We start from the raw sequence: 22304 nt of genomic DNA on the forward strand, positions 1-22304 counted from the left end.
GGCCCCGGCCTCCGTTCGGCGACGACCTCAGCTCGCGACCTTGGCCAGGGCGTCGAGGCCCGCGTCGATGCCGCCGCTGAGGAACTGGCCGATGGCCGCGCCCATCTCGTCGCTGCCGGGGCCGTCGAGCTCGGTGCGGTGGGTGATGGTGGAACCGGAACCGGCCGCCACGACCTTGCAGTGGGACCGCACGACCACGTTCTCGTCGATCTGCGTCTCCGTGGTGAAGCTGACCCCGTCAACGACGTCGACGAGGGTGAACGGGGCCGGACCCTGCTGCGCGTTGGTGATCACGCCGGTGGAGCCGCCGGCGAACGGGCCGTCGAGGGTCATCTTCTCCATGCCGGCGTTCCACTCGGGCCAGGTGGCCACGTCGGTGTAGCGCGCCCAGACCGCCGCGGGGGTCGCGTCGGCGTCGATGCTGCGCTCGTAGTGCCACACGGGGATCCTCCAGTGAAGTTCATACGTACTTACGTCTAATACATTTGTACAGCACCCGTCGATCCAGCACAAGGACCAAACGCCCCCGAGGTTAGGGACTTCGATCGAAGGGTTTCCCCACCTTCTCCGGCGCTACCGTCGACCTGCGGTGCGCCGCCGCACGCGTTGGCGGCCAAGGACTATCGACGAGGTGGTGGAACGATGTCGCTTGCCCCCAGCGCCAAGGGGACCGTGAAGTTCGGTGATTACAAGACGTGGTACCGGGTGACGGGCGACCCGAGCTCCGGCAAGCCGGTGCTGGTGGTGGTCCACGGCGGTCCCGGCAGCACCCACGACTACCTGCTGCGCCTGAGCGAACTGGCCGCCCGCGGCTGGCCGGTCGTGCACTACGACCAGCTCGGCAACGGCGGCTCCACGCACCTGCCGGACAAGGGCGCGGACTTCTGGACCCCGGAGCTGTTCGAGGCCGAGCTGACGAACCTGGTGCGGCAGCTGGGCATCGACGGCAACTACGTGCCCTTCGGCCAGTCCTGGGGCGGCCTGCTGGTCGCCATGCACGCCGCCAAGCGCCCGAAGGGCCTCAGGGGACTGGTGATCGCCAACTCACCGGCCTCCTACCCCTTGTGGCTGCAGGAGATGAAGGTCCTGCGCGACCAGCTGCCGCCCGGCGTCGACGAGATCCTGCGCCGCCACGAGGCCGAGGGCACGACCGACAGCCCCGACTACCACAACACCATGCAGGCCTTCTACGACAAGCACGTCTGCCGGATCAAGCCGGCGCCGCGGGACATGCAGGCCTCGCAGTACGAGATCTACAACGACTCCACCGTCTACTCCACCATGAACGGCCCCAGCGAGTTCCACGTGATCGGCACGCTCAGGGACTGGGGCGTCATCGACGTCCTGCCCGACATCGAGGTGCCGACGCTGATCATCTCCGGCCGCCACGACGAGGCCACGCCGGCCACCGTCCAGCCCTTCCAGGACCTGATTCCCCACAACCGCTGGGAGATCTTCGAGGAGTCCAGCCACGTGCCGCACCTCGAGGAGCCCGAGCTGTTCGACGACGTCCTGCACACCTACCTGTCCAGCCTGTAGCGGAGACAAGCCAATGCGCACCGAGTTCACCGCGTCCGAAGCGGTCGTCTTCCCCGGCATGGGGCCGTCCCGCTTCGCCGACGTCGGCAAGTTCATGGTCATCAACCCCTACGCGCGGCGCCTGGTCGCCCAGGCCGACGAGCGCCTGGGCTACTCGCTGGTGGACGCCTTCCGCGACACCGAGGGCGACTACAGCCGGCACGCCCAGGTCAGCTTCCTGGTCAACTGCGTCGCCCTGGCCCAGTGGGCCGAGGGCGAGCTGGGCGCCAAGCCCGAGGTTGTCGTCGGCCCGAGCTTCGGCGGCAAGGCGCTGGCCGCCTACACGGGCTCACTGTCCTTTTCGGACGCCGTGTGGATGACCTACGAGTTCGCCCGCTGCCTCGACGAGTTCTTCGCCACGGAGTTCGCCGACGTGGTCACGCACTCGTTCGTCCGGACGCCGCAGGACATCCTCGCGCAGCTGTTCGCCGAGATGGACGAGCTGGGCTACTGGCACGACGTGTCCTGCCACATCGACCACGACTTCCACATGGTGTCGCTGAGCCGGGACAACCTGGAGTGGTTCCAGCAGAAGCTGCGCCGCAACGGCGGCATGTCGCTGTACACCATGCATCCGCCGATGCACGTGAGCAGCTTCGGCCCGCTGCGCGAGAAGATCCGGACCGAGGTCTTCGACCAGCTCGCGTTCGCCGACCCCACGCTGCCCGTGGTCAACGACCAGAACGGCGAGATCGTCACCACCGGCGAGCAGGTCCGGGACATGCTGCTCGACGGCATCGTCAACACGGTGCGCTGGCCGGACGCGGTGGCCACGCTCAAGTGCCTCGGCGTGACCAAGGTGCACATCGCCGGCCAGGACAGCCTGTTCGGCCGGGTCGCCGTGACGACCAAGAACTTCGAGGTCGCGGCGGTCGACCCGAAGCTCGCGGTCAGCCCCCGCAAGCGCACCGCGGCGTGAGAAAGGGGGACCGGCTCACGAAGCCGGTCCCCCTACAAACAGAAGCGGCCATGTCCACAGTGGACATGGCCGCTTCGACGCAGCGCTCAGGCGGCCTGCTTGTCCAGGTTGTCCAGGGTGGCCCAGAGCACGCCGGCGTTGGCGAAGGTCTCCAGGCTCAGGGCGTCGTCCACGAAGCGGACGCCGAACTCGTGCTCAAGCGCGCCGAGCAGCTCGACGGTGCCCAGCGAGTCGAGCCCCAGGTCGCGCAGGCTCGACTCCTGCGTCAGCGGCTCGTCCGCCGGCAGGAAAGGCAGGTACGGGCGCAGCACTTCCTCGAACCGTGCGTCCCACATGGGTGACTCCAATCTATTTCCGGGCCGAATTGGTCCGGCTGTGGCCGATGTTGACGCTAAACCGCTATCCCCCCGGTCGCTACCCCTGTCCAGCATGACGCAAACAGGGGGCGGGATTTCCCTCGAATCTCTGGCCGATCCTTGAAATCCCTAGTAGACCCATGCCATGCATGTCATAGAGGAGGAAGAATGAACTCATCGCTGCACGCACGTTTCCTTCGTGGCCTCGCCGCTTCGCCGGACGGGGCCGCGATCCGGTTCGGCGACCGGGAGGTCACGTACCGCGAGGCGCACGAACGGGCCCTGCTGTGGGCGGGATCACTCCACGGCAGCGGCCCGAGGCCGCCGGCGGTCGTCGGGGTCCTGTTCGGCAAGACCATCGAGTCCTACCAGGGCCTTCTCGCCGCCCTGTACTCCGGCGCCACCGTCGTCCCGCTCAACGTCAGCTTCCCCAGCCCGCGGCTGCGGGCCATGATCGACCTGGCCGGGGTGACCGCGCTGCTGGCCGACGAGTACGGCCTGGCCGTGTTGGAGGACGTGCTGGCCGGCGACACCATGCCGGTGTTCGACCTGACGACCGAGCCCGACTCGGCGCACAAGCTGGCCGAACCGCATCCGGTGACCGCGACCGACACCGCGTACATGCTGTTCACCAGCGGCTCCACCGGCCGGCCCAAGGGCGTGCCGATCACCCACGGCAACACCCACCACTACTTCTCGTACCTCGACGAGCGCTTCGACTTCACCCCGGACGACGTCTTCTCGCAGACGTTCGACCTGAACTTCGACTGCGCGATGTTCGACCTGTTCTGCGCCTGGGGCGCCGGCGCCACCGTCTGCGCGATCCCGCCGCACGCCTACCGCGACATGCCGGCCTACTTCGCCGCGCAGAACATCACCGTCTGGTTCTCCACGCCGTCGGCGATCGGCCTGGTCAAACGCATGGGCGGCCTGAACGCCCGATCGATGCCCACGCTGCGCTGGAGCTTCTTCGCCGGCGAGGCCCTCAAGTGCGCGGACGCCGCGGACTGGCAGGCGGCCGCGGCCGGCTCGACGCTGGAGAACCTGTACGGGCCGACCGAGCTCACCGTCACCATCACCGCCCACCGCTGGTCCACGGAGTCCGAGAGCCTGAGCGTCAACGGCGTCGTGCCGATCGGCGACCTCAACCCCGGTCACGAGCATCTGATCATCAACCCGGACGGCGAGCCCACCGAGGACGAGGGCGAGCTGTGCATCACCGGCCCGCAGATGACGCCCGGCTACCTCGATCCCGAGGACGACAAGGGCCGTTTCCTGGAGTACGGCGGCAAGCTCTGGTACCGGACGGGCGACCGGGTCCGCTGGGTCACGCCGACCGAGCTGGCCTATCTGGGCCGGCTGGATTCCCAGGTGCAGATCCACGGGCTGCGCATCGAGCTGGCCGAGATCGACAACGCGGTGCGGGCCAGCGGCGTGGAGGACGCCGTCACCGTGACCCGGGAGACCCCGGGCGGGCTGGAGCTCGTCGTCTTCTACACGGGCGAGCGCGTGTCCGCCGCCGAGCTCAACAAGCGGCTGTGCGACCGGCTGCCGCAGAGCATGGTGCCCAAGCACTACCAGCACGTCGAGGAGTTCCCGCTCAACTCGAACCGCAAGGTGGACCGGCGTGCGCTGGCCGGTGTGGCGGCCGAGCTGCGGGCGGCGAAGGCGGGCGCACGTTAGGGGTGCCAGGGGGGATGACGAACGTATGTACAAATCTTACTCTTGAGTGGTGAGGAGATTTAGTTCGCACCACGTCGGGTATTACCCGGCCGCGAGGTGAATCACTCGTCGTTCTTTTCCGAGCGTACGGAGAGCGACCATGGATGCCACAGCCACTCCAGTCGTCAATGTCAGCGCGGCGCACCACGCACCGGGTGAACTGATTCACTCGTTGCTCGACGGCGCCCTTATCGAAAACGCGGACAGCGTCGCCGTCCGCGACTCGCAGGGCCACTGGACCTACCGCCAGCTGGCCGAGCACAGCCACCGGTTCGCGCACTGGCTGCGCCTGCACGGTGTCAACCACGGCGACCGCGTCGCGGTCCAGCTGCCCAGCACCCGGGAGCTGGTCGCGATGCTGCACGGCGCGGTGCGCGCCGGCGTGGTCCTCGTGCCGCTGAACCCCGCCATGAAGCCGTTCCTGATGTCCTCGGTGTTCGAGAACTCGGAGCCGCGGCTGGTCATCGGCAAGGGCAACGCGGTCGAGGCCATCCGGGAGGTCGCGGCGACCATCCCGGTGCACGACTTCGACGCCGTCTGGCCCGACGTCCAGGAGCAGGACGCCACGCCATTCGTGCACGACGTGCGGCCGACCGACCTGGCCGTGCTCATCTACACCTCCGGCAGCACCTCGGCCCCGAAGGCGGTGATGTGCCCGCACTCGCAGGTCGTGTTCGCGACCCGCGCCCTGGTGCAGGCGCTGGAGTACCGCCAGGACGACGTCGTGTTCTGCCGGTTCCCGCTGTCCTGGGACTACGGCCTGTACAAGGTCCTGATGACCGCGGCCGTCCGGTGCGAGATCGTGCTGGCCGGCGAGGAGTCCGATCTGGGCCTGCTGCGGCGCATGAGGGAGACCGGCGCGACCATCGTGCCGATCGTGCCGTCGCTGGCCTCGATGATCGTGTCGCTCGCCTCGCGGGACAAGGAGATTCCGCCGCCGGTGCGCATGTTCACCAACACCGGCGCGGCCCTGCCGGAGGCCACCATCGACGGCCTGCGGGAGAACTTCCCCGGGGTCAAGGTGGTCCGGCAGTTCGGGCAGACCGAGTGCAAGCGCATCACGGTCATGCCGCCGGACGAGGACGCCGAGCGCCCCGGCTCGTCGGGCATTCCGTTGCCCGGCACGCGGGTCGCCATCGTCGACGAGAACGGCGACGAGGTGCCGGCGGGCACGGTCGGCGAGATCGTCGCCGACGGGCCGCACGTGATGCCCGGCTACTGGCGCAACCCCGAGGTCACCGCCAAGGCGTTCCGCCTCGACCCGCGCACCGGCCGCACCCGGCTGCACACCGGGGACTACGGCTCCGTCGACGCCGACGGCTACCTGTACTTCGAGGGCCGCCGCGACGACATGTTCAAGCGCAAGGGAATCCGCATGAGCACGCTGGAGATCGAGGCGGCGGCCATGGACATTCCGGGCGTCCGGGCGGCGGCCGCGCTGCCGCCGAGCCAGGACCACGACCTGGCCCTGTTCGTGGAGGCCGATCTCCAGCCGGCGATCGTGCTGCGCGAGCTGTCCCGGCGCCTGGAGGCGCAGAAGATCCCGTCGATCTGCCGGGTGCTCCAGGAGTTCCCGCTGACCCTGCACGGCAAGAACTCGCGGGCCGCGCTCCTGAGCCTGCTGGAAGGGAGCGCGAAATGAGCCGCTACGAGAAGCTGGCCGCCGAGTACGGCACCCCGCTGTACGTCTACGACGTCGAGGAGGTCCTGGCCGCCCGCGAGCAGCTGTTCGACCAGCTGCCCGAGCCGTTCGAGTTGTTCTACGCCCTGAAGGCCAACCCCCATCCCGATCTGCTGCGTGCCCTGCGGTCCGGCGACGGCCGCAAGTGCCGGGCCGAGATCAGCTCCACCGGGGAGCTGGCCAACGCCCTGGCCGCCGGGTTCGCCGGCAGCGACTGCATGTACACCGGCCCCGGCAAGACCTTCGGCGAGCTGCGCGAGGCGATGAGCCTGGGCGTGCGGATGTTCTCCACGGACTCCGTCACCGATGTGCAGCACGTCGGCCAGGTCGCCGTGGAACTGGGCATCACCGCCGAGTGCCTGCTGCGCGTCAACCTGGCCACGGCCAGCGCCGGCAGCGGCATCCGGATGACCGGCACCCCCTCGCAGTTCGGATTCGACGCCGAGCACCTTCCCGAGGTCATGCCGGAGCTGCGCCGCGTGGACGGGGTGACCATCGCGGGCATGCATCTGTTCCCCCTGTCCAACACCACCGATGAAGACGCGCTGATCGGCGAGTTCCAGAACACCATCGCCGGCGCGGCGGCCCTGGCCGAGCAGCTCGACCTGCCGTTGCGCTACCTGGACATCGGCGGCGGATTCTCCGTTCCCTACGGTGTTCCCGGCATCCGGGCCACGTATCCGAAGCTCCGCCAGGAGCTGGAGATCGCCCTGGACACGCACTTCCCCAGCTGGCGCGAGGGAGCGCCGCAGCTGGCTTGCGAGTCCGGCCGCTACCTGATCGGCGCCAGCGGCACGCTGCTGGCCGGCGTGAGCAACGTGAAGGTCAGCCGGGGCAAGAAGTTCGTCATCCTGGACGCCGGCATCAACACCTTCGGCGGCATGTCCGGGCTGGGCCGGCTGATGCCGGTGCAGGTGGCCACCGACGACGAGGAGACCGTCGAGACGGTCAGCCTGGTCGGGCCGCTGTGCACCCCCGGCGACACCTTCGGCCGTGCCGTCAAGGTGCCGGACCTCAAGGCCGGCGACGTGATCACCATTCCCAACGTCGGCGCCTACGGCCCGACCGCGAGCCTGCTGATGTTCCTCGGCCGCCCCTCGCCCACCGAGGTCGTGGTGCGCGGTGACGAGATCGTGTCCGTTTCCCGGCTGGACCACAGCCGCACGTATGAGAACCAGGCGGTGGCCCGATGAGCGCGCAGATCTTCGAAGACAGCAACACCACTTCTACCTCCGGCCGGGGCACGGTCGTGGTCAGCGGTGTCGCCTCCGACGCCCACACGTGGAACCTGGTGTTCCTCCAGCTGATGATCGAGGAGCTCGGCTACGACGTGGTCAACCTGGGCCCGTGCGTGCCGGCCGAGCTGCTGGTGGCCGAGTGCGAGCAGCACAAGCCGGCGCTGGTCGTCATCTCCAGCGTCAACGGCCACGGCTACCAGGACGGCCTGCGCCTGATCGACGAGGTCCGCGCCAGCTCCGAGCTCGTGGCCACCCCCGTGGTGATCGGCGGCAAGCTCGGCATCGCCGGCTCCCTCGACGAGGGCGCGTCGGACCGTCTGGTCTCGGCCGGCTTCGACGCCGTCTTCGAGGACGGCGCCCGCACCGTGCTGAGCTTCTACGACTTCATGGCTGGACTGCCGTCGGCGGCGACACCGCTAGCGGCCCGGACCAAGGTGTCGGTGTGAGCGCCTGCTTCCCCACTCGGCCCAGCGCGGACGAGAACCCCGTCGACTTCGGGGAGTTCGTCCGCAGCCGGGGCGGCCGCGGCTCGATCGTGGCCCAGCCGAGGATGGGGTTCAGCGACCCGAACCGCATGCGAGAGGGGCTCATCGCCACCAAGAAGGCCGACGCCCACACCGTCGGCACGCTCACCCTGGACAGCTACACCCGCGTCGGCGACCATGAGGCCGCGGACACCGCGCTCCGCGAGGGCTTGGCCCTCAACGGATATCCCATCGTCAACCACCCGGTCGAGACCACCCAGTGGGTGCTGGACGGCATCCGCGACGACGAGTTCCCGGTGCAGGTCCGGCACGGATCGGCCACCCCGCTCAACATCTTCGCCTCCATGGTGGCGCTGAACCTCAACGCCACCGAGGGCGGCCCGGTCTCCTACTGCCTGCCCTACGGCCGGGTTCCGCTGCAGGACTCCGTGCGTAACTGGTCGCAGTGCTGCGAGATGTTCACCCAGTTGCAGAGCCGGGGCATCGAGCCGCACCTGGAGACCTTCGGCGGCTGCATGATGGGCCAGCTGTGCCCGCCGAGCATGCTGGTGGCGATCAGCGTGCTGGAGGCCCTGTTCTTCGCCAACCACGGGCTGCGCAGCGTGTCGGTGAGCTACGCCCAGCAGACCAACCTGGACCAGGACATCGAGGCGGTGCAGGCACTTCGGGCCCTGTGCGCCGAGCTGCTGCCCACCGACAACTGGCACGTCGTGATCTACACGTACATGGGCATGTACCCGACCACCGACCACGGGTGCGAGAACCTGCTGGGCTCGGCCGCTCAGCTGGCCGTGGCCACCGGAGCGGAAAGGGTGATCGTCAAGACCGTCGCGGAGTCGCGGCGCATCCCGACAATCGCGGAGAACGTGCAGGCGCTGGAGCACGCGCACAACAGCACGCGGGTCGTCCGTCCGGAGATCGGCCGTTCGCGAGAACTGGCGGATTCCCAGACGTACCAGGAGGCCCGGGCGCTCGTCATGGCGGTGTTGAACCTGCACAGCGACCTCGGACAGGCCCTGCTGCTGGCTTTCAAGCAGGGATATCTGGATGTTCCCTACTGCCTGCACCCCGACAATGCTGGAAGGAGCCGCAGCTACATCGACGCCGATGGCTGGCTGCGGTGGGGTGAGGTCGGGTCACTGCCGTTGGGGCACCTGGTGCCCAGGACGCGGTCCCGCCGCATCACTTCTAGCGGTTTGCTGGACGACTTGTCATACGTTCGACGCAAATATGACGAGGAGCCGTCGACGCGGGTCGAGGTCGGCGTCTGAGCGTCGTCGAGGGCAGCGGTGTGGAGAGTGGGCGAATGAGCGAGTCCGGAAACTTCGTTCCTGACGCGGGTGGGGCGCTCGCGAGTCGGCTGGGCGCGGTTCCACCCGCCGAGCAGATCCGGATCCTGGTGGGTCTGGTGAGCGAGCACACACTCGCCGTGCTGCGGCGGATCCGGCCGGAGACGACCGTCCGGATCGGACCCGACGAGGCCTTCCGTGACCTGGGTCTGGACTCGCTCGGCCTGGTCGAGCTGCACACGCGGCTCGGGGCCGAGACGGGTCTGTCCCTGCCGCCCACCGTCGGTTTCGACTACCCGACACCGAATCTGCTGGCCGCCCACCTGCGGGCGGAACTGCTCGGCCTGGAGGCGGAGGCGGCGGAGACGCCTGCCTCCGCTTCCGCGGATGACGAGCCGATCGCCATCGTCGGCATCGGCATCCGTCTCCCCGGCGACGTGGACTCCCCGGATGCCCTGTGGCAGCTGGTTTCCGAGGGGCGTCACGTCAGCGACGAGTTCCCGACCGACCGCGGCTGGGACCTGGATCGCCTGTACGACCCCAATCCCGACAACCCCGGCACGACCTACGTGCGGCACGGCGGCTTCCTGCCCGACGCCGGCGACTTCGACGCCGACTTCTTCGGCATCAGCCCGCGTGAGGCGTCCGCGATGGACCCGCAGCAGCGGCTGGTGCTGGAAACCTCCTGGCAGGCCCTCGAACGCGCCGGCATCGACCCGCACTCGTTGCGGGGCAGCCGATCCGGCGTCTTCGTCGGCGCCGAGCCGCAGGAGTACGGCGTGCGCCTGCACGAGGCGCCCGACGGCTTCGACGGATACCTGTTGACCGGCAACGCCCCCAGCGTGGTCTCCGGGCGCGTGGCCTACACCCTGGGGCTGGAAGGCCCCACTCTGACGGTTGACACCGCGTGCTCCGGCTCGCTGGTGGCGCTGCACCTGGCGGTGCAGTCGCTGCGTCTGGGCGAGTGCACGCTGGCCCTGGCCGGCGGCGTCGCGATCATGGGCAGCCCGGGTACCTTCACCGCCTTCGCCCGCCAGCGCGGCCTGGCCGCCGACGGCGTGGTCAAGGCCTTCGCGGCGGCGGCCGACGGCACCGGTTTTGCCGAGGGCGTCGGCATTCTCGTGTTGGAGCGACTGTCCGAGGCGCAGCGCAACGGGCACACCGTGCTGGCCGTGATCCGCGGTTCCGCGATCAACCAGGACGGCGCGTCCAACGGCATCACCGCACCGAACGGCCTGGCCCAGCAGAAGGTCATCCGCCAGGCGCTGGCCAACGCCGGCCTGACGGCCGCGGACGTCGACGCGGTCGAGGCCCACGGCACCGGCACCACCCTCGGCGACCCGATCGAGGCCAACGCGTTGCAGGCCGTGTACGGCCGCCACCGCGAGCGCCCGATGTGGTTGGGGTCGTTGAAGTCCAACATCGGGCACACGCAGGCGGCCGCCGGTGTGGCCGGCGTGATCAAGATGGTCACGGCCATGCGGCACGGGGTGCTACCCAAGACCCTGCACATCGACGCGCCCTCGCCGCACGTCGACTGGGCGTCCGGGGCCGTCACGCTGCTGACCTCCGAAGTCCCCTGGGACAGCGAGGTTCGCCGAGCGGGCATCTCGTCCTTCGGTGTCAGCGGCACCAACGCCCACCTCATTCTGGAGCAGGCCCCCACTGGAGATGTCGAGTCCGCACAGCCGACCCCGGACTCGGTCGCGCGCCGTCGCCTGGACCCGCAGGCTGCTTCGACCGCGCCCCCCGCCGAAAGCGCCGACGGCGTACGCGCGGTCGAAGCAGACAAGGGGAAGGCGGCGGCTTGGAGCGCGACCGACGCCCTGCCGGAGGCGGGGCAGACAAGCACGGTGTCTCCTTTTGTCGTTTCCGCCCGCAGCGTCGAGGCGTTGAAGGCGCAGGCCACCAAGCTGTCCACAGTGGATGCCCCGCTGGTGGATCTGGCCAACTCCCTGGCCACGACCCGGGCCGCGCTGGAGCACCGCGCCGTGGTCATCGCCGGCGACCGCGACGAGCTGCTGCGTGGTCTGGCCAACATCGCGTCCGGCGACGCCGCGACCGCCACGGCCGGCGGCCGGCTGGCCTTCCTGTTCACCGGCCAGGGTTCCCAGCGTCTCGCCATGGGACGAGAACTTTCTGGCAAATACCCAGTCTTCGCCGAAGCGTTGGAAGACGCCATCGCGCACCTCGACGTGCAGCTGGACCGTCCCCTGAGCGAAGTCCTGTTCGGCGACGACGAGGAGCTGCTGGGGGAAACCGCTTACACGCAGGCCGCGCTGTTCGCGGTCGAGACGGCGCTGTTCCGGCTGCTGGAGTCCTGGGGCGTCACCCCGGACCTGGTCGCCGGCCACTCCATCGGCGAGCTGGTCGCCGCGCACGTCGCCGGCGTGCTGTCGCTGGAGGACGCCGCCACCCTGGTCGCCGCGCGCGGCCGGCTGATGCAGGAGCTGCCGCGTGTCGGCGCGATGGTGGCGGTGCGGGCCAGTGAGGGCGATGTCCGTGCCGCGCTTGAGGGTTACGAGGGTGTGAGCATCGCGGCCATCAACGGCCCGCGATCCATTGTCCTGTCCGGCGTCGAGGAGCAGGCGCTCGCCGTCGCCGGGAAGTTCGAGAAGTCCAAGCGGCTGCGCACTTCGCACGCGTTCCACTCGGCGCTGATGGAGCCGATGCTGGAGGAGTTCCGGCTCATCGCCAGCGTGCTCGATTTCCAGCCGCCGCAGATTCCCGTCGTGTCCAACGTGACCGGCGGCGTCGCCAGCTCGGCCGACCTGTGCTCGCCCGACTACTGGGTCCGGCACGTGCGGGAGGCCGTGCGTTTCGCCGACGGCATCACGACCCTGGTCGACGAGGGCGTGACGACGTTCATCGAGCTCGGCCCGGATCCGGTTCTTTCGGCCATGGGCAAGGAAAGCGTCGACGGCGACGTCGTCTTCGCGGCCGCGCTCCGCCGTGACCGGGACGAGGTCCGCGAGCTGCTGACCGCCCTCGGCACGGCTTGGTCTCGTGGGGCCAAGGTCAACTGGGCGGCCTACTTTGCCGGCGCGGCAACGGTCGAGCTGCCCACCTACGCCTTCCAGCGCCGCCGTTACTGGATGTCCGCGGCCATCGGCTCCGGCGACGCGACCGGCTTCGGCCAGGTCGCCGCCGATCACCCGCTGCTCGGGGCCGTGGTCGGTTTGGCCGGTGGTGACGGAGTGGTGCTGACCGGCCGGGTGTCGCTGCGTTCGCACCCGTGGCTGGCCGATCACGTGATGTCCGGCGTGGTTCTGTTCCCCGGCACGGCTTTTGTCGAGCTGGCCGTTCGGGCCGGCGACCAGGTGGGCCTCGACGTCGTCGAGGACCTGACCCTGGAGAGCCCGCTGGCGCTGCCCGAGACCGGCGGCGTGGCGCTGCAGATCGTGGTCGGGGCCGAGGATCAGGGCCGTCGGACCGTGGAGTTCTACTCCCGCAGCGAGGCCGACGAGTCCTGGGTCCGGCACGCCGCCGGTGTCCTTGGGCGTGGCAACGCTTCTGAACCGGTCGCGTTGGACGCGTGGCCGCCGCCGGGAGCCACGAAGATCGACATCTCCTCCCTGTACGCCGACATGGCCGACCAGGGGTACGGCTACGGGCCGGTGTTCCGGGGCCTGCGTGCCGTGTGGCGCACCGGTTCCGAGGTGTTTGCCGAGGTCGCGCTGCCGGAGCAGGAGAAGGCCGCAGCGTTCGCGCTGCACCCGGCGCTGCTGGACGCCGTCCTGCACGCCACCGACTTCGCCTCCGACGAGCCGGTCGGCGACGACATCCGCCTGCCGTTCGCGTGGAGCGGCGTCTCCGTGCACTCCACCGGCGCCTCGGCGCTGCGGGTGCGCATCAAGTCCACCGGCCGTGAGGCCGTCGCCATGGACATCGCCGACTCGACCGGCGCCCCCGTCGCCACGGTCGAATCCTTCGTCGTGCGGGCCGTTTCCGCGGAGCAGCTGCGGGCTGCCGGCCGTGGCGGCGAGGCCCTGTTCCAGGTGCGCTGGGAGGCCATCGCCCCGGTCGAGCAGGTCCCGTCGGGCAAGGGCTGGGCGGTCGTCGGCGCGGACTACATCGGTCTCGCCGACGCTCTCGGCAGCGGCATCACCGTGCATGCCGACCTTCAGGCCCACCGCGAGACCCTGGACTACGGCGCGCTGCCTAGCGAGGTCGTGCTGGCCCCGTTCGCCTGCTGCAACGGCGATGTGCCCAACGCGGTGCGTCGCACCACGTACCGGGCGCTGGAGCTGGTGCAGGAGTGGCTGTCCGACGAGCGTTTCACCACCTCCCGCCTGGTCGTCGTGACGCAGGGCGCGGTCGTCGGCTCCGCCGACCCGGCCGCCCTGAGCTGCGCCCCGCTGTGGGGCCTGCTGCGGTCGGCGCAGGTGGAGAACCCGGGTCGGATCGTGCTCGTCGACGTGGACGAGAACTCCGCCGAGCTGCTGCCGGCCGCGCTGGCCTCCGGCGAGCCGGAACTGGCCCTGCACGGCGGCGAGATGCTGGTGCCGCGCCTGGCCAAGATCTCCGTCGCCGCAGCGGAAGGCCCGTGGACCGCTGACGGCACGGTGCTGATCACCGGCGGCACCGGCGGCCTGGGCGGCATCGTCGCCAAGCACCTCGTGGCCAATCACGGCGTGCGCAACCTGGTCCTGACCAGCCGTCGCGGCGCGGACGCCCCTGGCGCCGCGGAGTTGTCGGCCGAGCTGACCGAACTCGGTGCCACCGTTGGTATCGCGGCGGTCGACGTCGCCGACCGGGATGCGCTGGCGGCCGTGATCGAGGGCATCACCAACCTGACCGGTGTGGTGCACGCGGCCGGCGTGATCGACGACGGCCTGGTCGAAACCCTGACCTCCCAAAGGATCGATACCACTTTACGGCCCAAGGCCGAGGCCGCCTGGCACCTGCACGAGCTCACCAAGGACCTGGACCTCAAGGCCTTCGTGCTGTTCTCCTCGTCGGCCGGCTTGGTCGACGGCTCAGGCCAGGGCAATTACGCCGCCGCCAACGTCTTCCTCGACGCACTGGCCCGGTACCGGCACGCCCTCGGCCTACCGGCGTCCGCGCTGGCCTGGGGCCTGTGGGCGGTCGGCGCGGGCATGGGGGAGCAGCTCGACGAGCTGGCCATCCAGCGCATCCGCCGCCTCGGCCTGGATCCCTTGAACGCCGACGAAAGCCTGGCCCTGTTCGACGCCGCCGTCGCCGCCGACCTGGCCAACGCCGTGCCGGTACGGGTCGACGCCCGCGCGCTTCAGTCCCGTTCGGACGGTGTGCCGGCCTTGCTGCGCGGCCTCGTCCGCACGCAGCGGCCGACCGCCTCCGGACCGGTGTCCGTCGAACAGACGCTGGCCCGCCGGCTGGCGGAGTTGTCCGATGTGGAGCGTGACCGGGTGCTGTTGGACCTGGTGCGCAAGCAGGTCGCCGACGTGCTCGGGCATGACGGCGCCGAGGCCATCGACCCCAAGCGGGCGTTCACCGAGCTGGGCTTCGACTCGCTGGCCGCGGTGGAGTTGCGCAACAGGTTGAACTCCACTTTCGGCCTGCGCCTGCCGGCCACCCTGACCTTCGACTACCCGACCTCGGCCGCGCTGGCCAAGCTGATCGGAGACAAGATCCTCAGCGTGGCCGACAAAGGTCGTGGCCAAGGCCCCGACGGTGGTGGCCTCGACCGACGACCGATCGCCATCGTCGGCATCGCCTGCCGTTACCCCGGCGGGGTTTCCTCGCCCGAGGACCTGTGGCGGGTGGTGGCCGAGGGCCAGGACGTCGTCAGCACCTTCCCGACCGACCGCGGCTGGGACGTCGACGGCCTCTACGACCCCGAGCCCGGCAAGCCCGGCAAGAGCTACTCCCGCGAGGGTGGCTTCCTGCACGAGGCCGCCGAGTTCGACCCGGCCTTCTTCGGCATCAGTCCGCGTGAGGCGTCCGCGATGGACCCGCAGCAGCGCCTGCTGCTGGAAACCGCCTGGGAGACCTTGGAACGGGCCGGCATCGACCCGGTCTCGTTGCGCGGCAGCGACACCGGCGTGTTCGCCGGCGTGATGTACCACGACTGGGGCACCCGCCCGGGCGAGGTGTCGGAGGACGTCGCCGGCTACCTCGGCAACGGCAGCCTGGCCAGCGTGGTCTCCGGCCGTATCGCTTACGTGCTGGGCCTTGAGGGCCCGGCGGTCACTGTGGACACCGCTTGCTCGTCGTCGCTGGTCGCGCTGCACTGGGCGATCCAGGCCCTGAGGGCCGGCGAGTGCTCGCTGGCCCTGGCCGGCGGCGTCACGGTCATGTCCACTCCGGACACTTTCGTCGACTTCAGCCGCCAGCGCGGCATGGCCTCCGACGGCCGCTGCAAGTCCTTCGCCTCGGCCGCCGACGGCACGGGCTGGGGCGAGGGCGTCGGCCTCCTGCTGGTCGAGCGGCTCTCCGACGCGGTTCGCAACGGCCACGACGTCCTTGCCGTGGTGCGGGGTTCCGCGATCAACCAAGACGGCGCCTCCAACGGCCTGACCGCGCCGAACGGTCCGTCGCAGCAGCGGGTCATCCACCAGGCGCTGGCCTCCGGCGGCCTGACGACGTCCGATGTGGACGTTGTCGAGGGCCACGGCACCGGCACGATGCTGGGCGACCCGATCGAGGCCCAGGCGTTGCTCGCGACCTACGGCCAGGACCGGTCCGAGCCGCTGTGGCTGGGGTCGATCAAGTCCAACATGGGGCACACCCAGGCCGCCGCCGGCGTCGCCGGCATCATCAAGATGGTCATGGCCATGCGCCACGGCGTACTGCCCAAGACGCTGCACGTGGACGAGCCGTCCAGCAAGGTCGACTGGGCCGAGGGTGCGGTTCGACTGCTGTCGTCCGAGCAGCCGTGGCCGACGGTCAACCGCCCGCGCCGGGCGGGTGTCTCGTCCTTCGGCATCAGCGGCACCAACGCCCACGTGATCATCGAGCAGGCCCCGGCCGTCGAGGCCGCGGAGCGCACTGTTGAGCCGCGGATCGTCCCGTGGCTGGTCTCCGGCCAGACCGCCGAGGCCGCCGCCGCGCAAGCCCTGAAGCTGTCCGCAGCGTTGGATTCTTTGGGGAACGGTGAGCCACTGGACATCGCGTTCTCGCTGGCCACCACCCGTGCGGCGTTGGAGCACCGCGTCGCCGCCGTCGCGGCCGACCGGGAGTCGGCGCTGGCCGACCTGACCGCCGGCAAGATCACCGATGTCACCAACGACGGCCTCACGGCGTTCCTGTTCACCGGCCAGGGCGCGCAGCAGCTCGGTATGGGCCGCGAGCTGCACGACCGCTTTCCGGTGTTCGCGCAGGCCTGGGACGCGGCTGTCACCCCCGAGGTGCAGGCAGTGGCCTGGGGCGACGACCAAGATGCCCTCAACCAGACCGGAACCACCCAGCCCGCGCTGTTCGCCTTCGAGGTCGCGCTGTACCGGCTCATCGAGTCCTGGGGCGTCACGCCGAACTTCGTCGCCGGTCATTCGATCGGCGAGATCGCCGCGGCCCACGTTGCCGGCGTGCTCTCCCTGGACGACGCGAAGAAGCTGGTCAGCGCCCGTGGCCGGCTGATGCAGGCGTTGCCGGCCGGCGGCGCGATGGTGGCTGTCCAGGCCACCGAGGACGAGATCACCCTGGTCGACGGCGTCGGCATCGCGGCGATCAACGGCCCACAGTCGGTGGTCATCTCCGGCGACGAAGCGGCCTGCCTGGCCATCAAGGCCGAATTCGAGGCCAAGGGGCGGAAGACGTCCCGCCTCAACGTCTCGCACGCGTTCCACTCGCCGCTGATGGAGCCCATGCTCGACGAGTTCCGCGGCATCGTCTCCGGCCTCGCCTTCAACGCACCGCGCATCCCCAACGCCGGCAGCGACTGGACCTCGCCGGAGTACTGGGTCAACCACGTTCGCGACGCGGTTCGCTTCTACGACAACGTGAAGGCGCTGTCGGCGCAGGGCGTCACCCGCTTCGTCGAGATCGGCCCCGACGCGGTTCTCACCGGCATGGCCGCCCACTGCGTGGAGAACGCGAAAGACAGCGTCGACGAGGCGGCGGTGATCGCGACCCAGCGTCGCGGCCGTGGCCAGGAGAACGAGCTGATCACCGGCCTGGCCAAGGCCTGGGCCAACGGCCTGACCGTGGACTGGACCAAGTTCTTCGCCGGCACTGACGCCCGTCGCACCGACCTCCCCACCTACGCCTTCCAACACCAGCGCTACTGGCTCAACCCCGTCGCGACCTCCGGCGACGTCTCCTCGGTCGGCCAGGTCGCCGCCGGACACCCGATGCTCGGCGCGGTCATCGCCCTGGCCGACGGCGACGGCATCGTCGTTACCGGCCGGCTGGCCGCGGAATCCCTGGGCTGGCTGGCCGATCACCAGGTGCTGGGCTCGATCCTGTTGCCGGGCACCGGTTTCGTCGAGCTGGCGGCGCAGGCCGGCCAGCACGTCGGCTGCGAGTCCGTGGAGGAGCTGACGCTCCAGGCCCCGCTGATCCTGCCGCCGCGCGGCGGCTACGCCGTCCAGGTCACCATCGGCGGCGCCGACGCCTCGGGCGCCCGCACGGTCAGCATCCACTCCCGCCCCGAGGGCAGCGACGCCGCCTGGACCCGGCACGCCATGGGCACCGTGGCCCCGGCCAAGGCTCCCGCCTTCGATCTCACGGAGTGGCCGCCGGCCGGCGCGACGCCGATCGACACCGAGGACGCCTACGGCCGCCTGACCGACCGCGGTTACGGCTACGGCCCTACCTTCCAGGGCCTGACCGCCGCGTGGAAGCGCGGCGACGAGGTCTTCGCCGAGGTCAGCCTGCCCGAGGGCAGCGAAGGCGAGCGCTACGGCCTGCACCCGGCCCTGCTGGACTCGGCCATGCACGCCGACCTCCTCGACGACGTCGGCGAGGGCGCGACCCTGCTGCCGTTCTCCTGGAACGGCGTCACCCTGCACGCGGTCGGCGCGACTTCGCTGCGGGTGCGGATCCAACGCCTGCGTGGCGACGAGGTATCAAACAAAAATAGATGGCTGACCAGACCGGCCAGCCGGTGCTGACGGTCGAATCCCTGGTCTCGCGGCCGGTTTCGGCCGAACAGCTCAGTGCCGCCAAGGGGTCCGACGGCCTGCACCGCATCGAGTGGAAGCCGACCACCGCCCAGCCCGCCGGTCTTCATGTCGTGCATTACGTCAGCCCCAACGCCAGCGGCGAGGTTCCGGAGGCCGTCCGGCAGGTCGCCGGCCTGGTCCTCAACGACATCCAGTCCCTGCTGGCCGACGGCACCGCCGGCGTCACCGCGGTCATCACCTCCGGCGCTGTTTCCGTTGAGGGAGAGGACATCGCCGACCTGAGCCAGGCCGCCGTGTGGGGCCTGATCCGCGCGGCGCAGGCCGAGCAGCCGGGCCGGCTGGTCCTGGTCGACACCGACAACACCGAGGCGTCGACTCGTGTCCTGTCCGCGGCTGCGACGATCGGCGAGCCCGAGGTCGCCATTCGCAACGGCGAGATCCTGTTGCCGCGCCTGGTTTCAGCCGTCGGCGCGGAGTACACCTGGGACACTGAAGGCACGGTCCTGATCACCGGCGGCACCAGCGGCCTGGGTGCTTTGATCGCGCGGCACCTGGTGACCACGCGGGGCGTCACCAAGCTGGCCCTGCTCAGCCGTCGCGGCGCGGATGCCCCGGAGGCCGCAGCACTGTCGACATTGGACGCTGACGTCCGCTTCTTCGCCTGTGACGTCACGGATCGGGCCGCGCTGGCCGATGTCGTGCGTCAGATCCCCGATCTGACCGGTGTCGTGCATGCGGCGGCGGTCGTCGACAACGGCCTGATCGACACGCTGACCACCGAGCGGGTGGACAAGGTGTTGCGTCCCAAGGTGGACGCGGCCTGGCACCTGCACGAGCTCACTCGCGACCTGCCGCTGGCCAAGTTCGTCCTGTTCTCGTCGGCCGGCGGAATGGTCCTCGCCGCGGGACAGGCCAACTACGCGGCGGCCAACGTCTTCCTGGACGCCCTGGCCCAACACCGACGTGCGCAAGGCCTGCCGGCCAACGCCCTGGCGTTCGGCATGTGGGCGGTCAACACCGGCCTCGGCGGCGAACTCGTCGACGCCGACCTGGACCGGATGCGCCGCCTCGGCACCCCGGCCCTGCCGGCCGAGGAGGCCCTGGAGCTGTTCGACCAGGCCCTCGGCGCCGACGACGCGGTGATCGTCCCGCTGAAGATCGACCGCGAGGCGCTGCGCACCCGCAGCGAGGAGATTCCGGCCCTGCTGCGTGGATTCGTTCGCGTGCGGGCCCGCCGGGCCGCACAGGGCCAGGCCACCGCGCAGTCGCAGTTCGCCGGTCTCACCGGGGCTGACCTCGACCGCGCGCTGCTGGAACTGGTGCGGGGCAAGGTCGCCGCCGTGCTCGGTCACGACGGCGTCGACGCGGTGCCGGCGGACAAGGCGTTCAAGGAGCTCGGCTTCGACTCGCTGGCCGCCGTCGAGCTGCGCAACATGCTCAACGCGTCGACCGGCCTGAAGCTGCCGGCCACGCTGGTGTTCGACTACCCGAACTCCCGCCGGGTGGCGGAGTTCGTCGCCACGCTGGTCGGCGGTGTCGCCGCGCCGGCGGCCAAGAAGGCCGCCACTCAGGTTCGCGCCGACGACCCGATCGCCGTGGTCGCCATCAGCTGCCGGTTCCCCGGTGGCGTCACCTCGCCGGAAGACCTGTGGAAGCTGGTCGCCGAGGGTCGGGACGCGGTCACGCCGTTCCCGACCGACCGCGGCTGGGCCATCGACTCGCTGTACGACCCGGAGCCCGGCAAGCCTGGCCACACCTACGCCAAGGACGGGGCCTTCCTGCTCGACGCGGCCGACTTCGACGCCGAGTTCTTCGGCATCATGCCGCGCGAGGCGGTGGCCATGGACCCGCAGCAGCGGCTGTTGCTGCAGTCGTCGTGGGAGGCGTTCGAGCGGGCCGGCATCGACCCGAGCTCCATGCGCGGCAGCCAGACCGGCGTCTACGCCGGCGTGATGTACCACGACTACGGCACCTGGCTGCGGGACATCCCGGATGACCTGGCCGGCTACATCGGCAACGGCAACGCCGGCTCCATCGCCTCCGGCCGTGTCGCCTACACCCTCGGTCTTGAGGGCCCGGCGGTCACGGTCGACACCGCCTGCTCGTCGTCGCTGGTCGCCGTGCACACCGCCTGCCAGGCGCTGCGCAGCGGCGAGATCGACATGGCACTGGCCGGTGGCGTGACCGTGATGTCGACGCCCGAGATCTTCGTCGAGTTCAGCCAGCAACGCGGCCTTGCTTCGGACGGACGCTGCAAGGCCTTCGCCGGCGCGGCCGACGGCACCGGCTGGTCCGAGGGCATCGGCATGCTGCTGCTGGAGCGGCTGTCCGACGCCAAGCGCAACGGACATAACGTGCTGGCCGTTATTCGTGGCTCGGCGATCAACCAGGACGGTGCCTCCAACGGCCTGACCGCGCCCAACGGCCCCTCGCAGCAGCGGGTCATCCAGCGGGCGCTGGCCGTGTCCGGTCTGACCGGGGCCGACGTGGACCTGATCGAGGGCCACGGCACCGGCACCCGGCTGGGCGACCCGATCGAGGCCCAGGCCCTGCTCGCCACCTACGGCCAGGAGCGCACCGAGGACGACCCGGTGTGGCTGGGCTCCGTCAAGTCCAACCTGGGCCACGCCCAGGCCGCGGCTGGTGTCAGCGGCCTGATCAAGGTGATCATGGCCGTGCGCAACGGGATCATGCCCAAGACGCTGCACGTGGACGAGCCCTCGCCCCAGGTCGACTGGACCGCCGGCGCCGTGAAGCTGCTGACCGAGGCCCGCGAGTGGAAGGCCTCCGGCCCCCGCCGCGGCGCCGTGTCGTCGTTCGGCCTCTCCGGCACCAACGCCCACGTGATCATCGAGCAGGCCCCGGCCACGACCGTTCCGGCGACGGCTTCTGTTGGCACGCCGGTGATCCCCCTCGTGCTGTCCGCCCGGACCGCCGCCGGCCTGCCCGACCAGGCCGAGAAGCTGCGCGGCTTCCTGGCCTCCGGCGTCGACCTCTTCGACACCGGCTTCTCGCTGGCCACCACCCGGGCCCAGTTCGACCACCGGGCCGTCGTGCTGGCCAACGACCGTGAGTCCGCCTTGAGCGCCCTGACGGCCTTGGCCACCGGCGAGGAGTCCCCGAACCTGGTGCGGGGGACCAAGACGGATGGCCAGACCGCGTTCCTGTTCACCGGTCAGGGCTCACAGCGGCTGGGCATGGGGAAGGAGCTGTACGAGGCCTACCCGGCCTTCGCGAAGGCCTGGGACGAGGTCATGGCCCAACTGGACCCGTCGGTTCAGTCCACGGTCTGGGGCACCGACGTCGACGCCCTCAACCAGACCGGCGTCACCCAGCCCGCGCTGTTCGCCCTCGAAGTTGCACTGTACCGTTTAGTTCAGTCCTGGGGCCTCCGGCCCGACTTCCTGGCCGGCCACTCCATCGGCGAGCTGGCGGCGGCGCACGTGGCCGGGGTTCTCTCGCTCGAAGACGCGGCCAAGCTGGTGTCGGCCCGTGGGCGGCTGATGCAGGCGCTGCCGGCCGGCGGGGCGATGGTGGCGATCCAGGCCGCTGAGGACGAGATCACGCTGGTCGACGGGGTGGGTATCGCGGCGGTCAACGGCCCGCGGTCGGTGGTCATCTCGGGTGACGAGCAAGCCGTGCTGGCGATCAAGGCGGAGTTCGAGGCCAAGGGCCGCAAGACCACGCGGCTGAAGGTCTCGCACGCGTTCCACTCGCCGCTGATGGAGCCGATGCTCGACGAGTTCCGGAAGGTCGCCGAAAGCCTCACGTACGGCACGCCGACGATCCCGGTGGTCACGACCTCGGCCGGCGGCGGGCAGTGGACGGAGCCGGAGTACTGGGTCGACCACGTGCGCACGGCGGTCCGCTTCTGCGACGCCGTCCGCACGCTGGAAGCCCAGGGCGCCACCTTGTACCTGGAGATCGGCCCGGACGGCGTGCTGACCGGCATGGCCCAGGGCTGCCTCACCCGTGACGACGACGTCTTC

10 protein-coding genes and 1 pseudogene are annotated in these 22304 nt (G+C 70.2%); 9 read left to right on the forward strand and 2 right to left on the reverse strand.

Annotated elements, in window-relative coordinates:
• Positions 1 to 27: 27 nt before the first annotated feature.
• Entirely contained in the window at positions 28 to 441 is a 414-nt protein-coding gene (locus tag KUTG_RS39975; RefSeq protein ID WP_052395953.1) for an SRPBCC family protein, read from the reverse strand.
• Positions 442 to 642: 201 nt separating this feature from the next.
• On the opposite strand from KUTG_RS39975, the gene KUTG_RS39980 reads away from it, so the two are divergent.
• The gene (locus KUTG_RS39980; protein WP_043724425.1) at positions 643 to 1539 is read left to right on the forward strand and encodes a proline iminopeptidase-family hydrolase; all 897 of its coding nucleotides are present in this window, start codon (positions 643 to 645) and stop codon (positions 1537 to 1539) included.
• A 13-nt stretch (positions 1540 to 1552) separates the two neighbouring features.
• The gene (locus KUTG_RS39985; RefSeq protein ID WP_043724428.1) at positions 1553 to 2497 is read left to right on the forward strand and encodes an ACP S-malonyltransferase; all 945 of its coding nucleotides are present in this window, start codon (positions 1553 to 1555) and stop codon (positions 2495 to 2497) included.
• A gap of 86 nt (positions 2498 to 2583) precedes the next feature.
• Here KUTG_RS39985 and KUTG_RS39990 read toward each other — a convergent pair whose 3' ends face one another.
• Positions 2584 to 2832: a phosphopantetheine-binding protein gene (locus KUTG_RS39990; protein ID WP_043724431.1), complete on the reverse strand. Its 249-nt coding sequence runs from the start codon at positions 2830 to 2832 to the stop codon at positions 2584 to 2586.
• A gap of 189 nt (positions 2833 to 3021) precedes the next feature.
• On the opposite strand from KUTG_RS39990, the gene KUTG_RS39995 reads away from it, so the two are divergent.
• From KUTG_RS39995 to KUTG_RS62200, 7 genes and pseudogenes are all read left to right on the forward strand, one after another.
• Positions 3022 to 4536, forward strand: coding sequence for an AMP-binding protein (locus KUTG_RS39995; RefSeq protein ID WP_043724434.1), 1515 nt, complete (start codon positions 3022 to 3024; stop codon positions 4534 to 4536).
• Positions 4537 to 4675: 139 nt separating this feature from the next.
• Complete coding sequence (locus tag KUTG_RS40000) at positions 4676 to 6217, forward strand: AMP-binding protein (RefSeq protein WP_084580345.1); 1542 nt, start codon at positions 4676 to 4678, stop codon at positions 6215 to 6217.
• Positions 6214 to 7449: a type III PLP-dependent enzyme domain-containing protein gene (locus tag KUTG_RS40005; protein ID WP_043724437.1), complete on the forward strand. Its 1236-nt coding sequence runs from the start codon at positions 6214 to 6216 to the stop codon at positions 7447 to 7449. Before KUTG_RS40000 ends, KUTG_RS40005 begins: the two co-directional genes overlap by 4 nt.
• Complete coding sequence (locus KUTG_RS62195) at positions 7446 to 7940, forward strand: cobalamin B12-binding domain-containing protein (RefSeq protein ID WP_043724441.1); 495 nt, start codon at positions 7446 to 7448, stop codon at positions 7938 to 7940. The genes KUTG_RS40005 and KUTG_RS62195 overlap by 4 nt, the downstream gene beginning before the upstream one ends.
• Positions 7937 to 9250 (forward strand): methylaspartate mutase, encoded by a 1314-nt coding sequence (locus KUTG_RS40015; RefSeq protein ID WP_052395954.1) that lies wholly within the window; start codon positions 7937 to 7939, stop codon positions 9248 to 9250. The genes KUTG_RS62195 and KUTG_RS40015 overlap by 4 nt, the downstream gene beginning before the upstream one ends.
• Before the next feature lie 35 nt (positions 9251 to 9285).
• Positions 9286 to 18303 (forward strand): annotated as a pseudogene (locus KUTG_RS40020) (type I polyketide synthase); the annotation flags it as partial.
• A partial coding sequence (locus KUTG_RS62200) for a type I polyketide synthase (RefSeq protein ID WP_198047470.1) occupies positions 18273 to 22304 on the forward strand: 4032 nt, incomplete at its 3' end. The pseudogene KUTG_RS40020 and the gene KUTG_RS62200, both read left to right, overlap by 31 nt.

Origin of the sequence: Kutzneria sp. 744, assembly GCF_000568255.1 — a bacterium.
In the GTDB taxonomy this organism is placed as follows: domain Bacteria; phylum Actinomycetota; class Actinomycetes; order Mycobacteriales; family Pseudonocardiaceae; genus Kutzneria.